Raw genomic sequence first — 18,093 nt, forward strand, 5'->3', positions numbered from 1 at the left:
GACGAGGCAGACCCGGGCAGTCGGGGCGCGTAGCGCCACGACCGCTGGACGGACCGGACGGTACCCACCCCTCGCCCTGCGGCGTCTTAATAGAACCGGCACTATTGTCCAATAATTGCCAGAACAATTGCACTTTTGAATAGCCTTGCCACCGGCATAAAGAGGTTATTTACCCACCTCGGATTGCACGGTTTTTACAAAATCATCCAGTTCATTGGCGGCCAGATCGGATACCGCCCAATAATCCATGCCGCCAAAAACCCAGTGCACCAGATGGTAGCCCTGGCGTTCCTGCGCCCGCGGCGCGGCGTCCTTGCCGGTGCTTGGCCATATAAAAAGATTGATCGGGTGCTTGTTGTGGCGATACACCAGCGCCGCCACCGGGCGGCCGTCAAGGTAGTCGAGCCGCCCGCCTTCCAGGGGAAAGCCTTGGGGCGCCATGTCAACGACGGGCGGAGAAAAATTCAGCTTGCCGTTGAACCAGGGTTTTACGGTGTGTTGGTCGGAGGACGCCACATCCGCCAGGTGGTTGGCCTGCAGTGAGCGAACATGGTTCGAGACGACTTCTTCTGTAAGCTGTTCCTGGGCGGACGGCAGGCCGAGATATAAGCCGGCGCTCCAGACTATCGCCAGCACTGACAACGTTGCAATACCGGCATTAAGCCAGTTGAAGCTCCAGGATCTGTAACGAGGTGCCGGGTTCAGCTGTTCCTGCGGCAGGCTGGCGCTGATGCGTTGGGCAAGGCTGGCCGGCGCCTCGAAGTAGGGGGCCGCTTTTTTAAGCCCCACGCTTACCGAGCGTTGCTCCGCGTATTCGCGTTGGCAATCGGCGCAGCCGGCAAGGTGGCGTTCGACGGCGAGCATGTCGGACAGGCCGAGTTCCTGGTCCACATAAGCGGGCAGCAGCTCCAGTATTTCTTTGTGGTCCATCATGCCTCCGGGTTCGACGGCGCAAGGATTTTCGCCAGCAATTTACGGCCGCGCCCCAGGCGGGACATGACCGTACCGATGGGAATGCCAACGACGCCGGCAATTTGTTTATAAGATAGATCTTCCAGTTCCCGCATTACCATCACCTCGCGAAACTCCAGGGGCAGCGCTTCAAGCCCTTGTTGCAGCAGGCGCTCGCTGTCTTTGCGCATGAGCAGCGTTTCCGGGTTGTTGTCGGCATGCTCCATCCCTGCGGCGTCCTGTGCGTCGGCGCTGTGGAGATCTTCATCGAATAAGGTGTTTTGCTTTTGTTCATGGTTCTTCTGGTACCAGGTGTAGAAGGTATTGCGCACGATGGTGAGCAGCCAGGCGCGTCCATCGTCGCCATGAAAGCCGTCAAAAAACTTGAAAGCGCGCAAACAAGCCTCTTGCACCACGTCCTCCGCATCGTGGCGGCTGCGCGTGAGCCAGCACGCCAGATTGAATGCCGAGTTCAGATGCGGCAGCACCAGTGTTTGAAATCGCTTGTTTTTTGCCGAGGCTATCATTCATGCGTTTCCAGGTTCTGTCTCTATAAGACTGCCCGCACAAAAATTTTATTCCCAATAAGCCAGGCCGGGAATAAATAACAGAGTACTCCGGTATAGGACGTTACCGATTAGATGATCGGTGCAACTATGGAGGCAGTCATGGGCAATACCATCAATAGACGCAGTTTCCTCGGGTTGGCCGGCGTCGGGGGCGCAATCTTCGCTTCGGGCTTGAGCGGCTGGGCAACCGCCGAGACAAAGCCGGGCGTGGCTAACGATGATTTCTTTTTTGTTCAATTGTCGGATTCCCATTGGGGCTTCGAAGGCCCCCCGAATCCGGACGCGCGCGGCACGTTGCAGAAGGCCGTCGCGGCGGTGAACGGTCTTGAGTCACAGCCGGATTTCATTATGTTCACCGGCGATCTCACGCATACGACCGATGATCCGGCGGAGCGCCGCAAGAGATTGTCCGAGTTCAAGAAAATCGTGGCGGACCTTAAAGTGAAGAACACCCATTTCATGCCTGGCGAACACGACGCCGCTCTTGACTATGGGAAAGCCTTTCAGGAATTTTTTGGGGAAACGCACTACACGTTCGACCATAAAGGCGTGCATTTCATTGTGCTCGACAATGTTTCCGACCCCGCCGGGAGCATCGGCGACGCGCAGCTTGCATGGTTGGCCGCAGACCTTGCCGAACAGCCGGCGGACGCGAGAATCGTGGTTTTCACCCATCGGCCTTTATTCGATCTGTACCCGCAATGGGACTGGGCGACGCGCGACGGCGCCAAGGCGGTGGCACTGCTAATGCCTCATGCCCATGTGACCGTGTTCTATGGCCATATACATCAAGAGAATCACCATATGACCGGGCATATTGCGCATCACTCGGCCAAGTCGCTCATTTTTCCGCTGCCCGCCCCCGGATCGCAGCCCAAGCGTACCCCTCTGCCTTGGGATAGTGCCTATCCTTATCGCGGCCTCGGGTTTCGCGAAGTGGAGGCGCAAAGGCAGGAAACTCAATACAAAATCGTTGAATTGCCGGTACGGAAGGTGTAGCCATGCAGATCGACCACAATCGGCGCCTGCTTCTGGCCGCAGCGGTTGCCGGCGGGTTGGGCACACTTGCGGCCATCGTCGCGGCGCAGCCGCAGGAACGCATCATCAAGGTAGTCGCCAAGAAATTTGATTTCACGCCGGGCGAGATTCACTTGAAAAGAGGAGAGCCGGTAGTTTTGGAATTGACTACGCTCGATGTGGTGATGGGCTTTAACGCACCGGACTTTGGGGTGCGTTGCGATATCGTGCCGGGGGCGGTGTCGCGAGTCCGCTTCACCCCCGAGCGGGCAGGTGAGTTTGCGTTTCACTGCGATATATTCTGCGGTTCAGGTCATGAGGGCATGACCGGCACAATCGTAGTTGCCTGAATCTGCGCTTCATCCCTCGGCTTTACGCACCGCCTTAGCGCAAATCGCGTTTACATAAGCGATTTGCGCACCATCTTGAGCCATCTCTTTCAAACTTGGGCGCCGCTGGCGCCCGGGTTTCGTTGATTGCCTTGCCTGATTAGGGCTTTGTCGGCTGCGGCGCAGGCGTGCCGCGGCAAAGCTGGCACGCCGATTGCTTTAGGTTCTTTGCGCATCTCGATCGCGCAGACCGTGCCGACCCTACCTCAATCCTATCAGGAGCCATCATGAAACGTAGACTTGTACTTAAACAACTGACGCTTTTCAGCCTGCTTGCGCTATCGGGCTGGGGGCCGCAGACCTTCGCCGCCGACACGATCAAGGTTGGCATCTTGCATTCGCTCTCGGGCACCATGGCCATTTCAGAGACATCCCTGAAAGACGTGGCGCTGATGACGATCGCCGAAATCAATGCCCAGGGCGGCGTGCTGGGCAAACAACTGGAGCCGGTGGTGGTGGACCCCGCGTCGAACTGGCCTTTGTTTGCCGAGAAAGCGCGCCAGCTGCTCTCGCAGGACAAGGTGGCGGTGGTATTTGGCTGCTGGACTTCGGTGTCGCGCAAATCCGTATTGCCGGTATTCAAGGAGCTCAACGGTCTGTTGTTCTATCCCGTGCAGTATGAGGGCGAAGAGATGGAAAAGAATGTGTTTTACACCGGCGCCGCGCCCAACCAGCAGGCGATTCCCGCGGTGGAATACCTGATGAGCGAAGACGGCGGGGGCGCCAAGCGTTTTGTGCTGTTGGGCACGGATTATGTCTATCCGCGCACGACCAATAAAATCCTGCGCGCCTTCCTGCATTCCAAGGGAGTGAAGGACAGCGATATCGAAGAGGTGTACACGCCGTTTGGCCATTCCGACTACCAGACGATAGTGGCCAATATCAAGAAGTTCGCCATGGGCGGAAAGACGGCGGTGATCTCGACCATCAACGGTGATTCCAATGTGCCCTTTTATAAAGAGCTGGGCAACGCGGGCCTGAAAGCGACCGATGTGCCGGTCATGGCGTTTTCGGTGGGCGAGGAAGAATTGCGCGGCATGGATACCAAGCCGTTGGTGGGGCACTTGGCGGCCTGGAACTATTTCGAGTCGGTCAAGAATCCGGTGAATGCCGAGTTCATCAAAAAATGGAAAGCCTACGCCAAGGCAAAGAATTTGCCCAATGCGGCCACGGCGGTGACCAACGACCCGATGGAGGCTACTTATATCGGCATCCATATGTGGAAGCAGGCCGTCGAGCAAGCCAGGAGCACCGATGTGGATAAGGTGATTGCAGCCATGGGCGGCCAGACATTCGGAGCACCCGACGGATTCACTGTCGAAATGGACAAGACCAATCATCATCTGCACAAACCGGTTTATATCGGGGAGATTCGGGGCGATGGCCAGTTCAATAGCGTGTGGAAGACCAAGGGTCCGATTCGCGCCCAGCCGTGGAGCCCTTATCTCGCAGGCAACGAAAGCAAGCAGAAGCTTTAATTGGACGGGTTCGCTATGCGCATTGCCGCCTATGCATCCTATTGGCGCCGGTTCATTCTGGCGCTGCTGATGCTCATGCTTGCCCAGGCGGCGGGCGCGAGCGGCCTTGATCCGGCGCTGCTGGCGCCTTTTTCGGCTGCGGATACCCAGGCGCGGCTGCACGCCATTTCGCAGCTTGGACAGTCGCGCGATCCGCTGGCCGCCGCAGTGCTGGAAGCGCTCGATGGGGGCACCCTGAGCGTGACCGCGCAAGGACGGATCCTGATTGCCGGCTCCGGCCAGTCCGCCATGGATCCGGCGACCGGCGAGAAGGTAACCCTGCCGGCCGACGCCGATACGGTGATCGTCAATAACCGTTTGCGCCGCGCCGTCGAAGGGGCGCTGGCGCAGTCGCGGCTTTTCTCGGTGGATAGGGCGGTGCGCCTGGCGGCGGCCAGGCGCATGCAGCAAAGCGGCGAGGCCGCGCAGGTGGCGTTGATTGCGCAAGCCCTGACAAAGGAAACCGACCCGCAGGTGCGCGGTGCGCTGCAGGTGGCGCAGGCCACGCTGGAATTGAAAAGCGCAGAGCCCGCGACGCGCGAGCATGCCGTGACGATGCTGGGCCGCACGGCCAACGCCGAATTTCGGCCTGTGCTCGTGCGGCTGCTGGGCCGCGATGCGCAGGGCGCGGAGGTTGAGCGCGACGCCGGCGTGCGCGCGGCCGCCGCTTTGGCCATCAAGGACATCGATCGCCATACGGCCACGCTGGAGTGGCTGGGCAATTTGTTTTATGGCCTGAGCCTGGGCAGCGTCCTGCTGCTGGCGGCGCTGGGCCTGGCCATCACATTTGGCCTGATGGGCGTCATCAATATGGCGCATGGCGAATTGCTGATGATAGGTGCTTACGTCACGTATGTGGTGCAGTGGTTGTTCCAGAGGCTCGCGCCGGGATGGCTGGACTGGTACGTGGTGGCGGCGCTGCCTGTGGCGTTTCTGGTGACGGCCGCGGTCGGCATGGCGCTCGAGCGCACGGTGATCCGCTGGCTGTACGGCCGCCCCCTCGAAACTTTGCTGGCGACATGGGGAATCAGCCTGATTCTGATGCAGACAGTCAGAACGATTTTCGGGGCGCAAAACGTGGAGGTCAGCAATCCCTCGTGGATGTCGGGCGGGGTCACCGTGTTGGGGGGATTGGTGCTGAGCTACAACCGTATTGCCATTATTGTGTTCGCCATGCTGGTGGTGGTCTTTGTCTGGCTGTTGCTTAACCATACCCGCCTGGGCCTGTTCGTGCGCGCCATTACGCAAAATCGCAGAATGGCCGATTGTGTCGGCGTGCCGACCGGCCGGGTCGATATGCTGGCCTTTGGCCTGGGTTCGGGCATTGCCGGCCTGGCGGGCATTGCCTTGTCGCAGTTGGGCAATGTTGGCCCCGATCTGGGCCAGGGCTATATCGTTGATTCGTTCATGGTGGTGGTGCTGGGCGGAGTCGGCCAGTTGGCCGGCACCGTCATTGCCGCGCTGGGGCTGGGCGGGATCGACAAATTCCTTGAGCCTTACGCAGGCGCGGTCATGGCCAAGATCGCCATCCTGATGTTGATTGTGCTGGTCGTGCAAAAGCGCCCGCAGGGCCTGTTTGCGCCGCGCGGCAGGAGTGTCGAATGACTGCCGCCAAACCGTTCGCGCGAGCCGATTTGCTGGCCCGCAGGCGTCTTTTTTCGGCGCCTGCCTGGCTCGGGCTGGCCGCCGCCGTTATCGTGCTGGCTTTGTTGCCCTTGCTGAATCTGGCGTTTCCGGCCGGCCACGCCTTGCACGTGTCGTCGTATATCGTGGCGCTGCTGGGCAAGTTCATGTGCTTTGCCATTGCGGCCCTGGCCCTGGACCTGGTGTGGGGCTACGCCGGGATTCTGTCGCTGGGACATGGCCTTTTCTTCGCGCTGGGAGGGTATGCGCAAGGCATGTATCTGATGCGCGCCATTGGCCGCGACGGCGTCTATCACAGCACGCTGCCGGACTTCATGGTGTTCCTGGACTGGAAGTCGTATCCCTGGTTCTGGGCGTTTACCGAGCACTTCTGGTATGCCATGTTGCTGGCGGTGCTGGTGCCGGGCGCGCTGGCCTTCGTCTTTGGCTATTTTGCGTTTCGCTCGCGCATTACGGGTGTGTATTTTTCCATCATTACCCAGGCCCTGACGTTCGCGGCCATGCTGCTTTTCTTTCGCAACGATACGGGGTTCGGCGGCAACAACGGCTTTACCGATTTCAAACGCATATTGGGCTTTGACATTACAGCGCCCGCAACGCGCGCGGCGCTGTGCTGGACGACGCTGGCCGCACTGGCGGGGTCGCTGGTCCTGGCGCGTGCCATCACTCAGTCCAGGCTGGGCCGCGTGTTGACGGCGGTGCGCGATTCCGAGAGCCGGCTGCGGTTCATAGGCTATGACCCGCAGGGCTTCAAGCTATTTGTGTGGACCGTGTCGGCGGTGATGTGCGGCATTGCTGGGGCGCTGTATGTGCCTCAGGTGGGCATCATCAACCCCGGGGAAATGTCCACCCAGAACTCGATTGAAATGGTGATCTGGGTGGCGACCGGAGGGCGCGGCACATTGATAGGCCCCATCGTGGGGGCCGGCGCCGTCAATGCGGTGAAAACCTGGTTCACCAGCGTTTTTCCGGAGTTCTGGCTGTATGCGCTGGGTCTTATTTTTGTGTTGACCACGCTGTTCCTGCCGCAAGGCATTGTAGGCCTGGCGCGCCAGGTGGCCGCGCGCCGTTCCAGGAGAAAACCATGAATGCCTTCGATGCGGAATGCGAACCCGGGCTCAGGCTTGACGGGGGCCCGAGCGGCGATGCGGCTTACGGACGTGTGGCGCCGGTCGGTGTCGATACCCGCCACGGCGTCATTTTGTATCTGGAGGACATCACCGTCCGTTTCGATGGCTTTACGGCGTTGAACCGGCTTAGCCTGGATATAGGCGTAGGCGAATTGCGCTGCATCATCGGCCCCAACGGCGCGGGCAAGACCACAATGATGGACGTAATCAGCGGCAAGACGCGGCCCACGGCGGGCTCGGCGTTCTTTGGGCAGAACATCAACCTGGCCGTGCTTGGCGAGGCCGAGATTGCGCACGCCGGCATCGGCCGGAAATTCCAGCGGCCTACGGTTTTCGAGAATCACACCGTTGTTGAAAACCTTGAACTGGCGATGAAAACCGACAAGCGGGTCAAACCCACCTTGTTTTCAAAGCTAAGCGGCGCACAGGCCGATGCGATTGGCGCCACATTGGAATTGATTCGTCTGACGCACGAGGCGTGGCGGCCGGCCGGCCTGCTTTCTCACGGACAGAAACAGTGGCTGGAGATTGGCATGTTGCTGATGCAGGAGCCGCAGCTCTTGCTGTTGGATGAGCCTGTCGCCGGCATGACGGACGCCGAAACCGAGCGCACCGGCGAGCTGCTCAACGAACTGCGCGGGCGTCACTCGCTCATGGTGGTGGAGCACGATATGGATTTCGTTGCGAGTATCGCGGGCCAGGGCAAGGTAACTGTGCTGCATGAAGGGTCGGTGCTGGCCGAGGGGACGATGAGCGAGGTCCAGGCCGACCCGCGCGTGATTGAAGTGTATTTGGGGCGTTGACATGTTGAGTGTTCGCGCAATCCATCATTATTACGGCGGCAGCCACTCGCTGCGTGGCGTGTCCCTGTCGTTGAAGCGCGGCGAATGCCTGGCTTTGCTGGGCCGCAACGGTGTCGGGAAGACCACCCTGTTGAAGTGCCTGATGGGCGTGCTGCCGGTCGCTTCGGGCAGCGTCAGCTTCGATGGCGACGATATCACGGGCCTGGCCCCCCATCAGCGCGCGGCGCGCGGTATTGCCTATGTGCCCCAAGGACGCGATATTTTCGCACGGCTGACGGTCGAAGAAAATATGCTGATGGGCATGGCGGCCAAGCCGGCCTCGGCCGCCCGCCGCATCAGGAGCGATATTTTCGAACTGTTTCCGGTGCTGAAAGCCATGCTGGCGCGTCGCGGCGGCGACCTGTCTGGCGGGCAGCAACAGCAGTTGGCCATCGCGCGCGCCCTGGTGTCCGAGCCCCGGTTGATTATCCTGGACGAACCCACCGAAGGGATTCAGCCTTCGATCATCAAGGACATCGGCCGCGTGATACGACTGCTGCGCGAACGCGGCGACATCGCCATTCTGCTTTGCGAACAGTATTTCGATTTTGCCCGCGAACTGGCCGATCAGTACGTGGTGTTGTCGCGCGGCGAGGTTGTCGCCTCGGGCGACAGGACGCAACTCGATAGCGACGATGTACGCCGGCATTTGTCCGTTTAGAGCATTTTTGGTCGAACGGTATACGGCACGGGATGTTTGGGTATTTGGCTTGGCCGTTTTGGTATCTGAAGACGCCGTCTATGGGGGCCGGGGCGGGGCCGGCACGGCGTGCTTGATCCGGATCTGCCTCGTCCAGGCGGGCGTCGGGCCAAACTCGCTACGCCGCTGGCGCGGCTACGCTCAAACATGGCCCGCCGACAGCCCCCGCCTTCCCTTCGTCAGCATCCGGCGCACGCCTTACGCCGGCCCCGCCCCGGCCCCCATAGACGGCTCGCGTCGTGGCATGCCAGGAACTCATTGGCCAACCCCTCGCCCTGCGGCGTCTTAATAGAATGACCCCCCACCCAAAACGGCTAAAAAAAGCGCGACGCGAAACGCGTTCAGTTCCGTAAGCACTTCAACCGAAAATGCCCTAGCGAGCCTGCGCTGCGCGTTTCCACCAATCAGCAACGCATGGCCGGCTGCTTTGCTGGGCCACGTAGCGCCGGATTTTCTCGGGCGTCGGGTCGCCGTTGGCCACCAGCCGGTTCAGCGTAACGGCCATGTCCACGTCGGCAATCGACCATTGTCCGAAAAGTGGTTGGCCTTCGGCACCGATCAGCATATCGGCAATGGTCAGCAATTTTTGCGCCGCCTGCTGGGCCTGGCTTGACAAGGGTTTGGGGTTTTTTGCCGCGTAAATGACAGTGGTGGGACGTTCTTCGCGCAATGCGCCCAGATCGCTGCGCAGCCAGGCCTGAATCTGCCGGGCGCGGGCCCTTGGCTTGGCATCTTCGGGAAAGACCGATGCATAGGCAGGGCGCGGATAGGCTTCTTCCAGATATTCAATGATGGCCGAGGATTCCGACAATGAAAAGTCGCCGTCCACCAGAGTTGGTACTCGCGAGGTCAACGAGAGTTGCGCGTAGTCTTTTGAAAATTGCTCGCCGCGATTAAGATCAACGGCCTTGAGTTCGAAGGGCAGGCCTTTTTCAACCAGCGTTGCGTAAACCGACAGGACATAGGGGCTGGAGAATTGGCTATTGGTGTATAGAACGAGACTATTCATGAATTTTTTCCGGTGGTAGCGATTTTTTGATCCGTGCATCACAAATATAACGCATGCAAAATAAAACGGATTATGATCGAGAGCGTGACTTTTTTTATAGACACGCAAGAATGCAAGCCCAAGCCAGTACCGAATACTGTTTACCTCCGCGACCGGACATGGAGGCTTCGACCTTTGCCATACCCGTTGGCGCCTGCGATACGCATGCGCATGTGGTGTCGGCGCAAACGCAGTCGTATCCCATGGTCGATCAACGCAGCTACACCCCGCATCCGGCCGACGAGGCGATGTACCTGAGCATGCTGAAAAAGCAGGGAATGAGCCGCGGAGTGCTGGTACAAATCAGCGTGTACGGGACCGATAACCGCTATATGCTTCGCGTGCTCGCGCACAACTCCAAGACTTTGCGCGGCGTTGCCGTGGTCGATGCGGACATAGATGAAAAAGAATTGGAACGCATGCATGAGTTGGGCGTGCGCGGGCTGCGGATCAATACGCTGTTTGGCGGGGGCGTCGGCTATCAGGCCATCGAGACTTTGGCCAAAAAAATCCAGCCCCTGGGCTGGCATATGCAGTTTTTGATCGATGCCCGCGATTTGCCGGAGCTGACGCCGCGCCTGGCTCCCTTGCAAGTGCCTTGCGTGATTGATCATATGGGTCATACCCCCGTCAACCAGGGCCTGGACAGCCCGGCGTTTCAGGCTTTGTTTCATCTGGTCTCCGACCATGGGTGGTGGGTCAAGCTGTCGGGGGCATATCGAATCAGTGAAGATTTCAGCCGGTTTGGCGATGTGGTTCCGCTGGCGCAAAGGCTGATCGACCTGGCCCCCGATCGCATGGTGTGGGGTTCGGACTGGCCTCATGTTGCGATCGCCAAAATGCCCGATACCGGAGCGCTCAGGAATCAATTGGCTGTCTGGTCGCCCGATGAGGCGCAGCGGCGAAAAATACTGGTCGATAACCCGGCGCGTTTATACGGATTTGAACAGAGCGTTTAAAAACAGGAGGTTGTGATGGGTTGGTATAAAGAACTGAACAAGAATGAACAACGCGCCTTCATTGCCACTTTTGGCGGCTGGGCCGTGGATGCGCTGGACTACATGGTTTTTACGTTCGTCATCGCCACCATCATGACGCTATGGGGTGTTGGCAAGGCCGAGGCAGGGGCGTTAGGCACCATTACCTTGCTGTTTTCGGCTATCGGCGGATGGGGAGCGGGGGTGCTGGCCGACCGGTTCGGCCGCGTCCGGATATTGCAGATAACCATTTTGTGGTTTTCCATCTGCACCTTGCTAATCGGTTTTACCCAGAACTTCGAGCAGTTCTTTGCCTTGCGCGCCTTGCAGGGACTGGGCTTTGGCGGCGAATGGGCGGTTGGGTCGGTTTTGATGGGAGAAATCGTCCGCGCCAAGCACCGGGGCAAGGCGGTGGGTACGGTTCAAAGCGGCTGGGCCATAGGCTGGGGCCTGGCGGCGATTCTCTATACGATCATCTTTACGCTTTTGCCCGCCAATTGGGCGTGGCGGACTTTGTTCTGGGTCGGGATTCTTCCGGCCTTTCTGGTGCTCTATATCCGGAAATTCGTGCCCGAGCCCGAGATCTTCCAGCGCGCGATTAAAAAGGTTCACGCAAAGATCGATCCGATGGCCATCTTCGCGCCGGATATTCTGAAAACGACTATCCTGGCTTCGATCTTATGCACCGGCGCGCAAGGAGGCTATTACGCCATCACTACCTGGCTTCCCACCTATCTGAAACTCGAGCGCCATCTGTCCGTGATAAATACCGGCGGCTACCTGATGGTTATTATTCTGGGTTCGTTCGTTGGGTATTTGGTGGGCGCGTATTTGACCGATCTGCTTGGGCGAAAGGCGAATTTACTGATTTTTTCGGTGCTGAGCGCGCTAAGCGTTTATTTTTATACGGCCTTCCAGTTAAGCAACGAACAGATGCTGTTCATGGGCTTCCCTTTAGGGTTTGCCGCCTCGGGTATTTTCAGCGGCCTGGGGGCTTATTTGACGGAACTGTTCCCGTCCCGGATTCGCGCCAATGGACAGGGTTTCTCCTATAACTTTGGCCGCGGCATCGGTGCGCTTTTCCCGGTGCTGGTTGGCTATTTGAGTGAAACTCATGGCCTGGCCTGGGCCATTGGCATGTTCGCGGGCGGCGCTTACCTGGTGGTTATCATCACAACCCTGCTGTTGCCCGAGACCAAGGGGCGCGAGCTGACCGAGTAGGGCAAAGGGCGCAGTCATGTTTTAACTCGAAGGAGACTACCATGAAGAACCGAGTGACTCAGCTTTCGCTGGCTGCGCTCACCGCGGCGACGCTGGCCTTGCCGGCGGCTGCGGTCGCGGCCGATATGCCGGCCGCCACGATGAAATGCAGTCCCAAACAGGGGATGCAAAAATGTTCGGCGAAAAACAGCAAAAAATGTAGTGCGAAGTGCGGGACGATGGGGGGTGCGATGGGCAGCTCCATGATGCCGGCCGACAAACACTCGGCGAAAAAAATGGGCAAGTGCATGCCGAAGTGTGGCGCCAAGAGCGGTTCCATGAAGTGACAGGCGACACGGCTATCGGCAGGCATCATGAAGCCGGCCAGCGTGCCGCCGGCGCCAGGTTGTTGACGTGTTATCGGACGCTCGCGAAAACGGGTGCACACCTGCTCGATAGTCTGTTTTACGGCAAGGCTCCCCAGCAGTGGCTGCATTATCCGGCCGACGATGCGATCGATGAACGCCACGGCTACCAATGGTTTTATCATTCCCATGCACCGTCCGACCGCGCCGGTTCGACTGAACATGGCCATATTCATGTTTTCGCCCGCCCGGCTACGTGGGCGCCGTGGGCCGACGCCGTGGGCGAGCCTGAGTTCGCCAGGGTGCTCGATATGGCAGGCCGGCAGGCGAGCACCCGGCATCTATTGTGTATCGGCCTGGACGCCAAAGGGGTGCCGCAGAGCCTGTTTACCGTGAACAGCTGGGTTACGGGAGATGCGATGATGAGCGCGGCTTCAACCGTGCGAATGATAGCCGGCCTTCGCCTGTCTACCGGCCACGCCCTGATCGATGAAGTAATTGTTGCGATTACCAGGCTTTACCGCCTGCAGATTGACGGCCTGATGCAACAGCGGGATGCAACGCTGATCGATCGTGCCCGGCTTGGGCCTGGGACGCTTGACGACGAGTCCATGGAAGTGCTCTCCGAACTGCGTATCGACCCCGATCAGCAGTTGGCTGCGCATCGATGAGGCGGGCGGGCATGGCCGCAGCGTCCGGGCTCTCATGGCTATGGTCGTACAATCGTTTCAATTTGGGCTTGAATACACTTTATGGCTGACCCTACCGTCGCAGTCAATGACGCGATCGCGCTTGAAAAGAAAACATGGCCTGTAAAGTTCTATGTCCTGCTGTTTTTAATCGGCATGGTCGCTTTATGGTCGATTTTGTGCGGCATCAGCCACAAGTCGCCCGACCTGGACAATATGGAAGAACTGGTCTGGGCGTCCAGTTTCGAATGGGGCTATTACAAGCATCCGCCGGTGCCGGCCTGGTTCATGTATGGCCTGACGTCTTTGTTTGGCAAACCGATCTGGCTCACCTTTTTTGCAGGGCAGCTGTTCTCGGCCATTGCCTTGTGGTTTGTGTGGCTCCTGGGGTGCGAGTTCACCACGCCCAGGCGCGCCTTCATCGCTGTGTTGCTGGTGTCTGTCACCGCCTATTTCTCGGTGCGGGCGACAGTCTATAACCATAACTCAGTGCAGTTGTGGTCTATCGTCGCTTCGACCTGGTTGTTCTATCGCGCGCTGCGTTATGGGAAAACATCGGATTGGCTTTGGCTGGGCGCAGCCTGCGGCATGGCGTTTATTACCAAGTACAGCGCATTGATTCAGTTTGCCGCGTTTTTTGTGTTTTTTATCAGGCAAAAACATTATCGCCAGGCCGGTGTCTGCAAGGGGGTGTTGTGGGCGCTGCTGACGTTTTTGGTGGTTATTTCACCCCACGTTTATTGGCTGTTCCAGCATTCGTTCGAGCCTTTGTATTACGCGGATGAATCGATCAAGCCGATAGAGGCCAACTTCAGCTCGCTGAATGATATCTGGGGCTTTGCCACGACGCAGCTGGGCCGCCTGGCGCCGATGTTCGTGGCCTGGCTGGCCTTGCTTTACTGGGACCGCCGCGGCAAGGCGGCCGGGCACGATGCCGTGCCGGAAACATCGCGGTATGCGGCTTCGTTAAGCGCCTGGGATCGGTCGTTCCTGCTTATCGTGGGCTTTAGCCCCTTCGTGCTGACGGTGCTGGTGTCCGGTGCACTTGGAACCGCGCTGGGCGCTTCCTGGGCCAGCACGTTTTTTGTCTTGTTTGGTTTTTACGTCTTTTGGTGGCTCTATGGCGATGAAGCCGTGCAGCTGCGCCGCACCGCGATCGTCGTCATCGTCATCCATGTGCTGATGGCTTGCGGCTATGCCCTGGGTCGCGGGCCTTTGGGTTATTACACGGGGCGCAAGACAGACTCCACTTTTCCGGGCGTGGCCATATCGGAGGAAATGCAGGCTGTCTGGCGTGAGCATGTGCCGGGCGTGCCGTTGACGCTGGTCGCGTCCGACACGTGGCTGGGCGGCAATATCGCCGTGCACGTCAAGCCTGCCGCCAACGTGTTTATCGACGGCAGCTTGAAGGAGTCGCCATGGCTGAAGGCGGGCGCCATGAAATGCGGCATGCTGGTGGCTTACAGCAAAACCACCAATGGCAATGCGCCGGGTCCGCGCATAAAGAAATTGTACGATCAGGCCGTTTTCAAGGGCGTGGTGCAGCAGCGCTGGTCCACGGCGAAAAGTCCATTGATTGTGATTGATTGGGGCATTATTGCGCCGGAAGCGGGCTGCCGCGCGGCAGCTCGTTAATCATATAGTGGCTAGTGCGGTACGTCTGAGGTGGCACCCACAAGGGGTGCCGCTACATAACGTACCCGTGAATCATGTAGCGGCAGCCCTTGTGGCTGCCAAATCGTCGACAGCCAAGACGGCATCTACAAATAACAGGCGTGGCGGTTAATGCAGTACGCCTGATGCCTTGGCGGCGTGCGTGGCGATGGCGTCCATGAGCGTGGGCGAGAGGCAATCGTAGGGCTCCAGCCCTTTTTCCTTCAGGGTGCGCCGTATCGCCGCCATATCGGCCGGTTTGGCGCCGCCTTCAATGGCCGAGGACACAAAGGCCGCGAATTCGGGAGGTGCCCAGCCGCTATCGGGCGAGAGCTCGGTATGCACGAAATCCAGGCCGTAGAAGGGGTGTTTTTCGTTGTCGATGCGCCCGTACATATGCACGCCGCATCCCTTGCAGGCATAGCGCTTGATAACGGCGTTTGCGTCGACCGCCGCCAGTTTTTCGGCGTGGGCGGTCACCTTGACCTTGTCGCGCGACACGACGGCCACCTGCGCAAACAGGGCGCCCTTGGGTTTCCAGCACTTGGTGCAGCCGCACATGTGGTTGTGTGCGACCTGCGAGGCGATCTGGACTTCCACTTTGTTGTCGGGACACAGGCATTGCAGCTTGCCGCCGGCAAACGACGGATTGCCCGGTTTGATGCCATGATCGATGGCCGGGTGCAGAGAGGGTTGACTCATGGTGATGGCTCCTTGGATTAAATTCGTATGAATGAATCAGGACATGCCTTGTTACCCGCGATCGGGCTATCTCGCCGTGTTAATCATCCTACCCGTGCTTTTGAGCGATTAGCAAGTTTTTTTGCGTGATCGAAAGCCATGCTTATTTTCGCTTGAGGCGTGGGCCTGAAGGAACCCGTCTTGAAGGGGATAGGGCCAACCGGGCTCGCGCTTGGGGCTAGGTAATTACCAGAAGACTCCGGGCAGGCGTCCGGAATCTGACTACACTTATCCCTGCTTGATAGGATCGACATGGAATTGCGCCAGCTACGATATTTTGTGTGTGCGGTAGAGGCCGGCAGCCTGGGCCGGGCAGCGCTCGAGCTGGGTGTCGTCACGTCCGCGCTAAGCCAGCAGATCAGCCGGCTGGAGGGTGAGCTGGCCACGCGTTTACTGCAGCGCACGCCCAGCGGTGTGATTCCTACCGATGCGGGGCTGGCTTTTTTCCGCGAGGCGCAACTGGCCTTGCGGCATATCGGGCACGCCAGCCAGGCCGCGCAGCAGGCGCGCCTGTCGGGGTATGTCAGTGTCGGGCTGGCTCCCACCACGGCGTCGATATTGGGCATACCGTTCATGCAGGCCATGCGCGAGCGTTATCCCGCCGTGCGCCTGCATATGGTCGAGACGCTATCGGGGCATTTGTCCGGCATGCTGAATTCGCGCCAGTTGGACCTTGCCGTCGTGTTTCACACCGAAATGGCGCAGCGCTGGAGCGTGATTCCCCTGTTGAACGAACGTTTGTTCGTGATTTCGTCGCCCGCCTTGCCCAAGGCTCTGAAGACCAAACGGGTTCGCCTTGATCGGGTGGGAAATCTGCCCTTGATTTTGCCCACGGGTTCGCATGGTCTGCGCGCGGCGCTGAATGCGGCCTTTGCCGGACACAAGATCACGCCCAACATCGTGATGGAAATCGATTCCCTGACCATGCTGATGGATGCCGTGCGCGCCGGCTATGGAGCCACCATCCAGCCGGGAGCCGCCATTGCGCGGTTAAGCGGCGATGCCATGCGCCTGGTGGAAATTTCCGACCCGCAGGTGAGGCGCCCCAATATCCTGGCCAGTCTGAGCGAAGATGAGTTGTCTCCGGCGGCTCTGGCTGCGCGCGTGGTCTTGCTGGATACGGTCAAGTCCCTGGTCGCCGCAGGGCACTGGATGGGGGCTACCCTTCATGAATCGTGAAGACCTCATCAGCATTGGGTATCTGGCGGTCGACCGGCCTGTCCGATAGAGTCTTGGGTTGACATTCGGGAACGGGATTATGGTCGATGTGTTGGTGATAGGCGGCGGCAATGCGGCCCTGTGCGCGGCGCTCATGGCGCGCGAGGCCGGGGCCAGTGTGCTGTTGCTTGAATCGGCGCCGCGCGAGTGGCGCGGCGGCAATTCCCAACACACGCGAAATCTGCGCTGCATGCATGACGCGCCGCAAGATGTGCTGATCGATTCCTACCCGGAAGAAGAGTTTTGGCAGGACCTGTTGAAAGTGACCGGCGGACAGACCAACGAGGCGCTGGCGCGGCTGGTCATACGGGCATCATCGACCTGTCGAGGCTGGATGCAAAAGCATGGGGTGCGCTTCCAGCACTCCTTGTCGGGCACCCTGCATCTGGCGCATACCAATGCCTTTTTCATGGGCGGCGGCAAGGCGCTGCTCAATGCGTATTATCGCAGTGCAGAGAACCTGGGGGTGCAGATACGTTATGACGCGACGGTGGAATCGCTTGAGCTTGACGGCGATCGTTTCGTGGCGGCGCGAGTGGGCCAAGAGCGGATCGAAGCCCGGGCCTGTGTGGTGGCTTGTGGCGGATTCGAATCGAATCGCCAATGGCTGCGCGAGGCCTGGGGCCAGGTCAATGGCGAGTGGGTGGCCGACAATTTCCTGATACGCGGCACGCGCTTCAATATGGGCGTCTTGCTTAAAGACCTGCTCGATGCCGGGGCCGATTCGATCGGCGACCCCACGCAGTCCCATTCCGTGGCCATCGATGCCCGCGCGCCTTTATACGACGGCGGCATTTGCACGCGTATCGATTGCGTCTCGCTGGGGGTCGTCGTCAATAAACAGGCGCAGCGCTTCTACGATGAAGGCGAAGATTTCTGGCCGAAGCGCTATGCGATCTGGGGGCGGCTGGTGGCGCATCAGCCCAATCAGATTGCCTATTCGATTATCGACGCCAAGGCGGTTGGCCGTTTCATGCCCCCGGTCTTTCCCGGCATCGTCGCCAATACGCTGCCCGAGCTGGTCCGGCAGTTGGACTTGCCGGAGAAGGAATTCCTGGCGACGATCGAGTCCTATAACAAGGCCTGCCGCGTCGGGACTTTCGACCACGAGGTGCTCGACGACTGTCATACCGAAGGCATTGCGCCGGTCAAGACCCATTGGGCGCGCCCCATCGATACAGCGCCTTTTTACGCCTATGCGCTCAGGCCGGGCATTACCTTTACCTATCTGGGCGTCAAGGTCGACGATCGCGCCCGGGTGCATTTTGCGGGGAAACCGAGCGCCAACCTGTTCGCCGCGGGCGAGGTCATGGCCGGCAATGTACTGGGCAAGGGCTATACGGCGGGCGTGGGCATGTCGATCGGGACGGCCTTTGGCCGGATTGCCGGTGCCCAAGCCGCCCTGGCCGCACACTCTTCCGCCGTTTTCGCTTAACCGGGCCG

The 18,093-nt window shown here is 59.4% G+C and carries 18 protein-coding genes; 14 read left to right on the plus strand and 4 right to left on the minus strand.

Going from position 1 to position 18,093, the window contains the following annotated elements; translation table 11 throughout:
- Window positions 1–165: 165 nt before the first annotated feature.
- Together EDC26_RS12390 and EDC26_RS12395 are read right to left on the minus strand one after the other, a co-directional pair.
- Window positions 166–933, minus strand: a complete 768-nt coding sequence (locus EDC26_RS12390; protein WP_132583042.1) for an anti-sigma factor family protein — start codon at window positions 931–933, stop codon at window positions 166–168.
- Window positions 930–1,478: a sigma-70 family RNA polymerase sigma factor gene (locus tag EDC26_RS12395; RefSeq protein ID WP_132583044.1), complete on the minus strand. Its 549-nt coding sequence runs from the start codon at window positions 1,476–1,478 to the stop codon at window positions 930–932. The genes EDC26_RS12390 and EDC26_RS12395 overlap by 4 nt, the downstream gene beginning before the upstream one ends.
- Window positions 1,479–1,619: 141 nt before the next feature.
- Between EDC26_RS12395 and EDC26_RS12400 the strand changes: the two genes are divergently transcribed.
- The 7 genes from EDC26_RS12400 (at window position 1,620) to urtE (ending at window position 8,720) form a co-directional block, all read left to right on the plus strand.
- Entirely contained in the window at window positions 1,620–2,519 is a 900-nt protein-coding gene (locus tag EDC26_RS12400; RefSeq protein WP_132583046.1) for a metallophosphoesterase family protein, read from the plus strand.
- A gap of 2 nt (window positions 2,520–2,521) precedes the next feature.
- Window positions 2,522–2,887 (plus strand): cupredoxin domain-containing protein, encoded by a 366-nt coding sequence (locus EDC26_RS12405; protein ID WP_132583048.1) that lies wholly within the window; start codon window positions 2,522–2,524, stop codon window positions 2,885–2,887.
- A gap of 266 nt (window positions 2,888–3,153) precedes the next feature.
- Window positions 3,154–4,404 (plus strand): urea ABC transporter substrate-binding protein, encoded by a 1,251-nt coding sequence (gene urtA, locus EDC26_RS12410; protein WP_132583050.1) that lies wholly within the window; start codon window positions 3,154–3,156, stop codon window positions 4,402–4,404.
- Window positions 4,405–4,419: 15 nt separating this feature from the next.
- A complete protein-coding gene (gene urtB / locus EDC26_RS12415; protein WP_132583261.1) occupies window positions 4,420–6,048 on the plus strand; it encodes an urea ABC transporter permease subunit UrtB in 1,629 nt (542 codons plus the stop codon).
- Window positions 6,045–7,175: an urea ABC transporter permease subunit UrtC gene (urtC, locus tag EDC26_RS12420; RefSeq protein WP_132583052.1), complete on the plus strand. Its 1,131-nt coding sequence runs from the start codon at window positions 6,045–6,047 to the stop codon at window positions 7,173–7,175. The genes urtB and urtC overlap by 4 nt, the downstream gene beginning before the upstream one ends.
- Window positions 7,172–8,020 carry an urea ABC transporter ATP-binding protein UrtD gene (urtD, locus tag EDC26_RS12425; RefSeq protein WP_132583054.1) on the plus strand — a complete coding sequence of 283 codons (849 nt, stop codon included), beginning with the start codon at window positions 7,172–7,174 and terminating at the stop codon, window positions 8,018–8,020. The genes urtC and urtD overlap by 4 nt, the downstream gene beginning before the upstream one ends.
- Before the next feature lies 1 nt (window position 8,021).
- On the plus strand, window positions 8,022–8,720 hold the full coding sequence (urtE, locus tag EDC26_RS12430) for an urea ABC transporter ATP-binding subunit UrtE (RefSeq protein WP_132583056.1): 699 nt from the start codon (window positions 8,022–8,024) through the stop codon (window positions 8,718–8,720).
- Between the two features lie 412 nt (window positions 8,721–9,132).
- On the opposite strand, the gene yfcF is transcribed toward urtE, so the two are convergent.
- The gene (gene yfcF, locus EDC26_RS12435; RefSeq protein ID WP_132583058.1) at window positions 9,133–9,768 is read right to left on the minus strand and encodes a glutathione transferase; all 636 of its coding nucleotides are present in this window, start codon (window positions 9,766–9,768) and stop codon (window positions 9,133–9,135) included.
- A gap of 158 nt (window positions 9,769–9,926) precedes the next feature.
- Here yfcF and EDC26_RS12440 point away from each other — a divergent pair, with 158 nt between their 5' ends.
- The 5 genes from EDC26_RS12440 (at window position 9,927) to EDC26_RS12460 (ending at window position 14,673) form a co-directional block, all read left to right on the plus strand.
- Complete coding sequence (locus EDC26_RS12440; protein WP_132583060.1) at window positions 9,927–10,766, plus strand: amidohydrolase family protein; 840 nt, start codon at window positions 9,927–9,929, stop codon at window positions 10,764–10,766.
- A 15-nt stretch (window positions 10,767–10,781) separates the two neighbouring features.
- Window positions 10,782–12,005 carry an MFS transporter gene (locus tag EDC26_RS12445; RefSeq protein ID WP_132583062.1) on the plus strand — a complete coding sequence of 408 codons (1,224 nt, stop codon included), beginning with the start codon at window positions 10,782–10,784 and terminating at the stop codon, window positions 12,003–12,005.
- Window positions 12,006–12,046: 41 nt separating this feature from the next.
- A complete protein-coding gene (locus EDC26_RS12450) occupies window positions 12,047–12,331 on the plus strand; it encodes a hypothetical protein (RefSeq protein WP_132583064.1) in 285 nt (94 codons plus the stop codon).
- Complete coding sequence (locus EDC26_RS12455; protein WP_132583065.1) at window positions 12,328–13,020, plus strand: DUF6969 family protein; 693 nt, start codon at window positions 12,328–12,330, stop codon at window positions 13,018–13,020. Before EDC26_RS12450 ends, EDC26_RS12455 begins: the two co-directional genes overlap by 4 nt.
- Window positions 13,021–13,101: 81 nt before the next feature.
- Window positions 13,102–14,673, plus strand: a complete 1,572-nt coding sequence (locus EDC26_RS12460) for a glycosyltransferase family 39 protein (protein WP_132583067.1) — start codon at window positions 13,102–13,104, stop codon at window positions 14,671–14,673.
- Between the two features lie 147 nt (window positions 14,674–14,820).
- Here EDC26_RS12460 and gfa read toward each other — a convergent pair whose 3' ends face one another.
- Complete coding sequence (gene gfa / locus EDC26_RS12465) at window positions 14,821–15,393, minus strand: S-(hydroxymethyl)glutathione synthase (protein WP_132583069.1); 573 nt, start codon at window positions 15,391–15,393, stop codon at window positions 14,821–14,823.
- Between the two features lie 291 nt (window positions 15,394–15,684).
- Here gfa and EDC26_RS12470 point away from each other — a divergent pair, with 291 nt between their 5' ends.
- Entirely contained in the window at window positions 15,685–16,611 is a 927-nt protein-coding gene (locus EDC26_RS12470) for a LysR family transcriptional regulator (RefSeq protein ID WP_132583071.1), read from the plus strand.
- Between the two features lie 79 nt (window positions 16,612–16,690).
- Window positions 16,691–18,085 carry an FAD-dependent tricarballylate dehydrogenase TcuA gene (tcuA, locus tag EDC26_RS12475; protein WP_132583073.1) on the plus strand — a complete coding sequence of 465 codons (1,395 nt, stop codon included), beginning with the start codon at window positions 16,691–16,693 and terminating at the stop codon, window positions 18,083–18,085.
- The last annotated feature ends 8 nt before the right edge of the window (window positions 18,086–18,093 follow it).

Source organism: Paralcaligenes ureilyticus (genome assembly GCF_004346225.1).
Lineage (GTDB): Bacteria > Pseudomonadota > Gammaproteobacteria > Burkholderiales > Burkholderiaceae_B > Paralcaligenes > Paralcaligenes ureilyticus.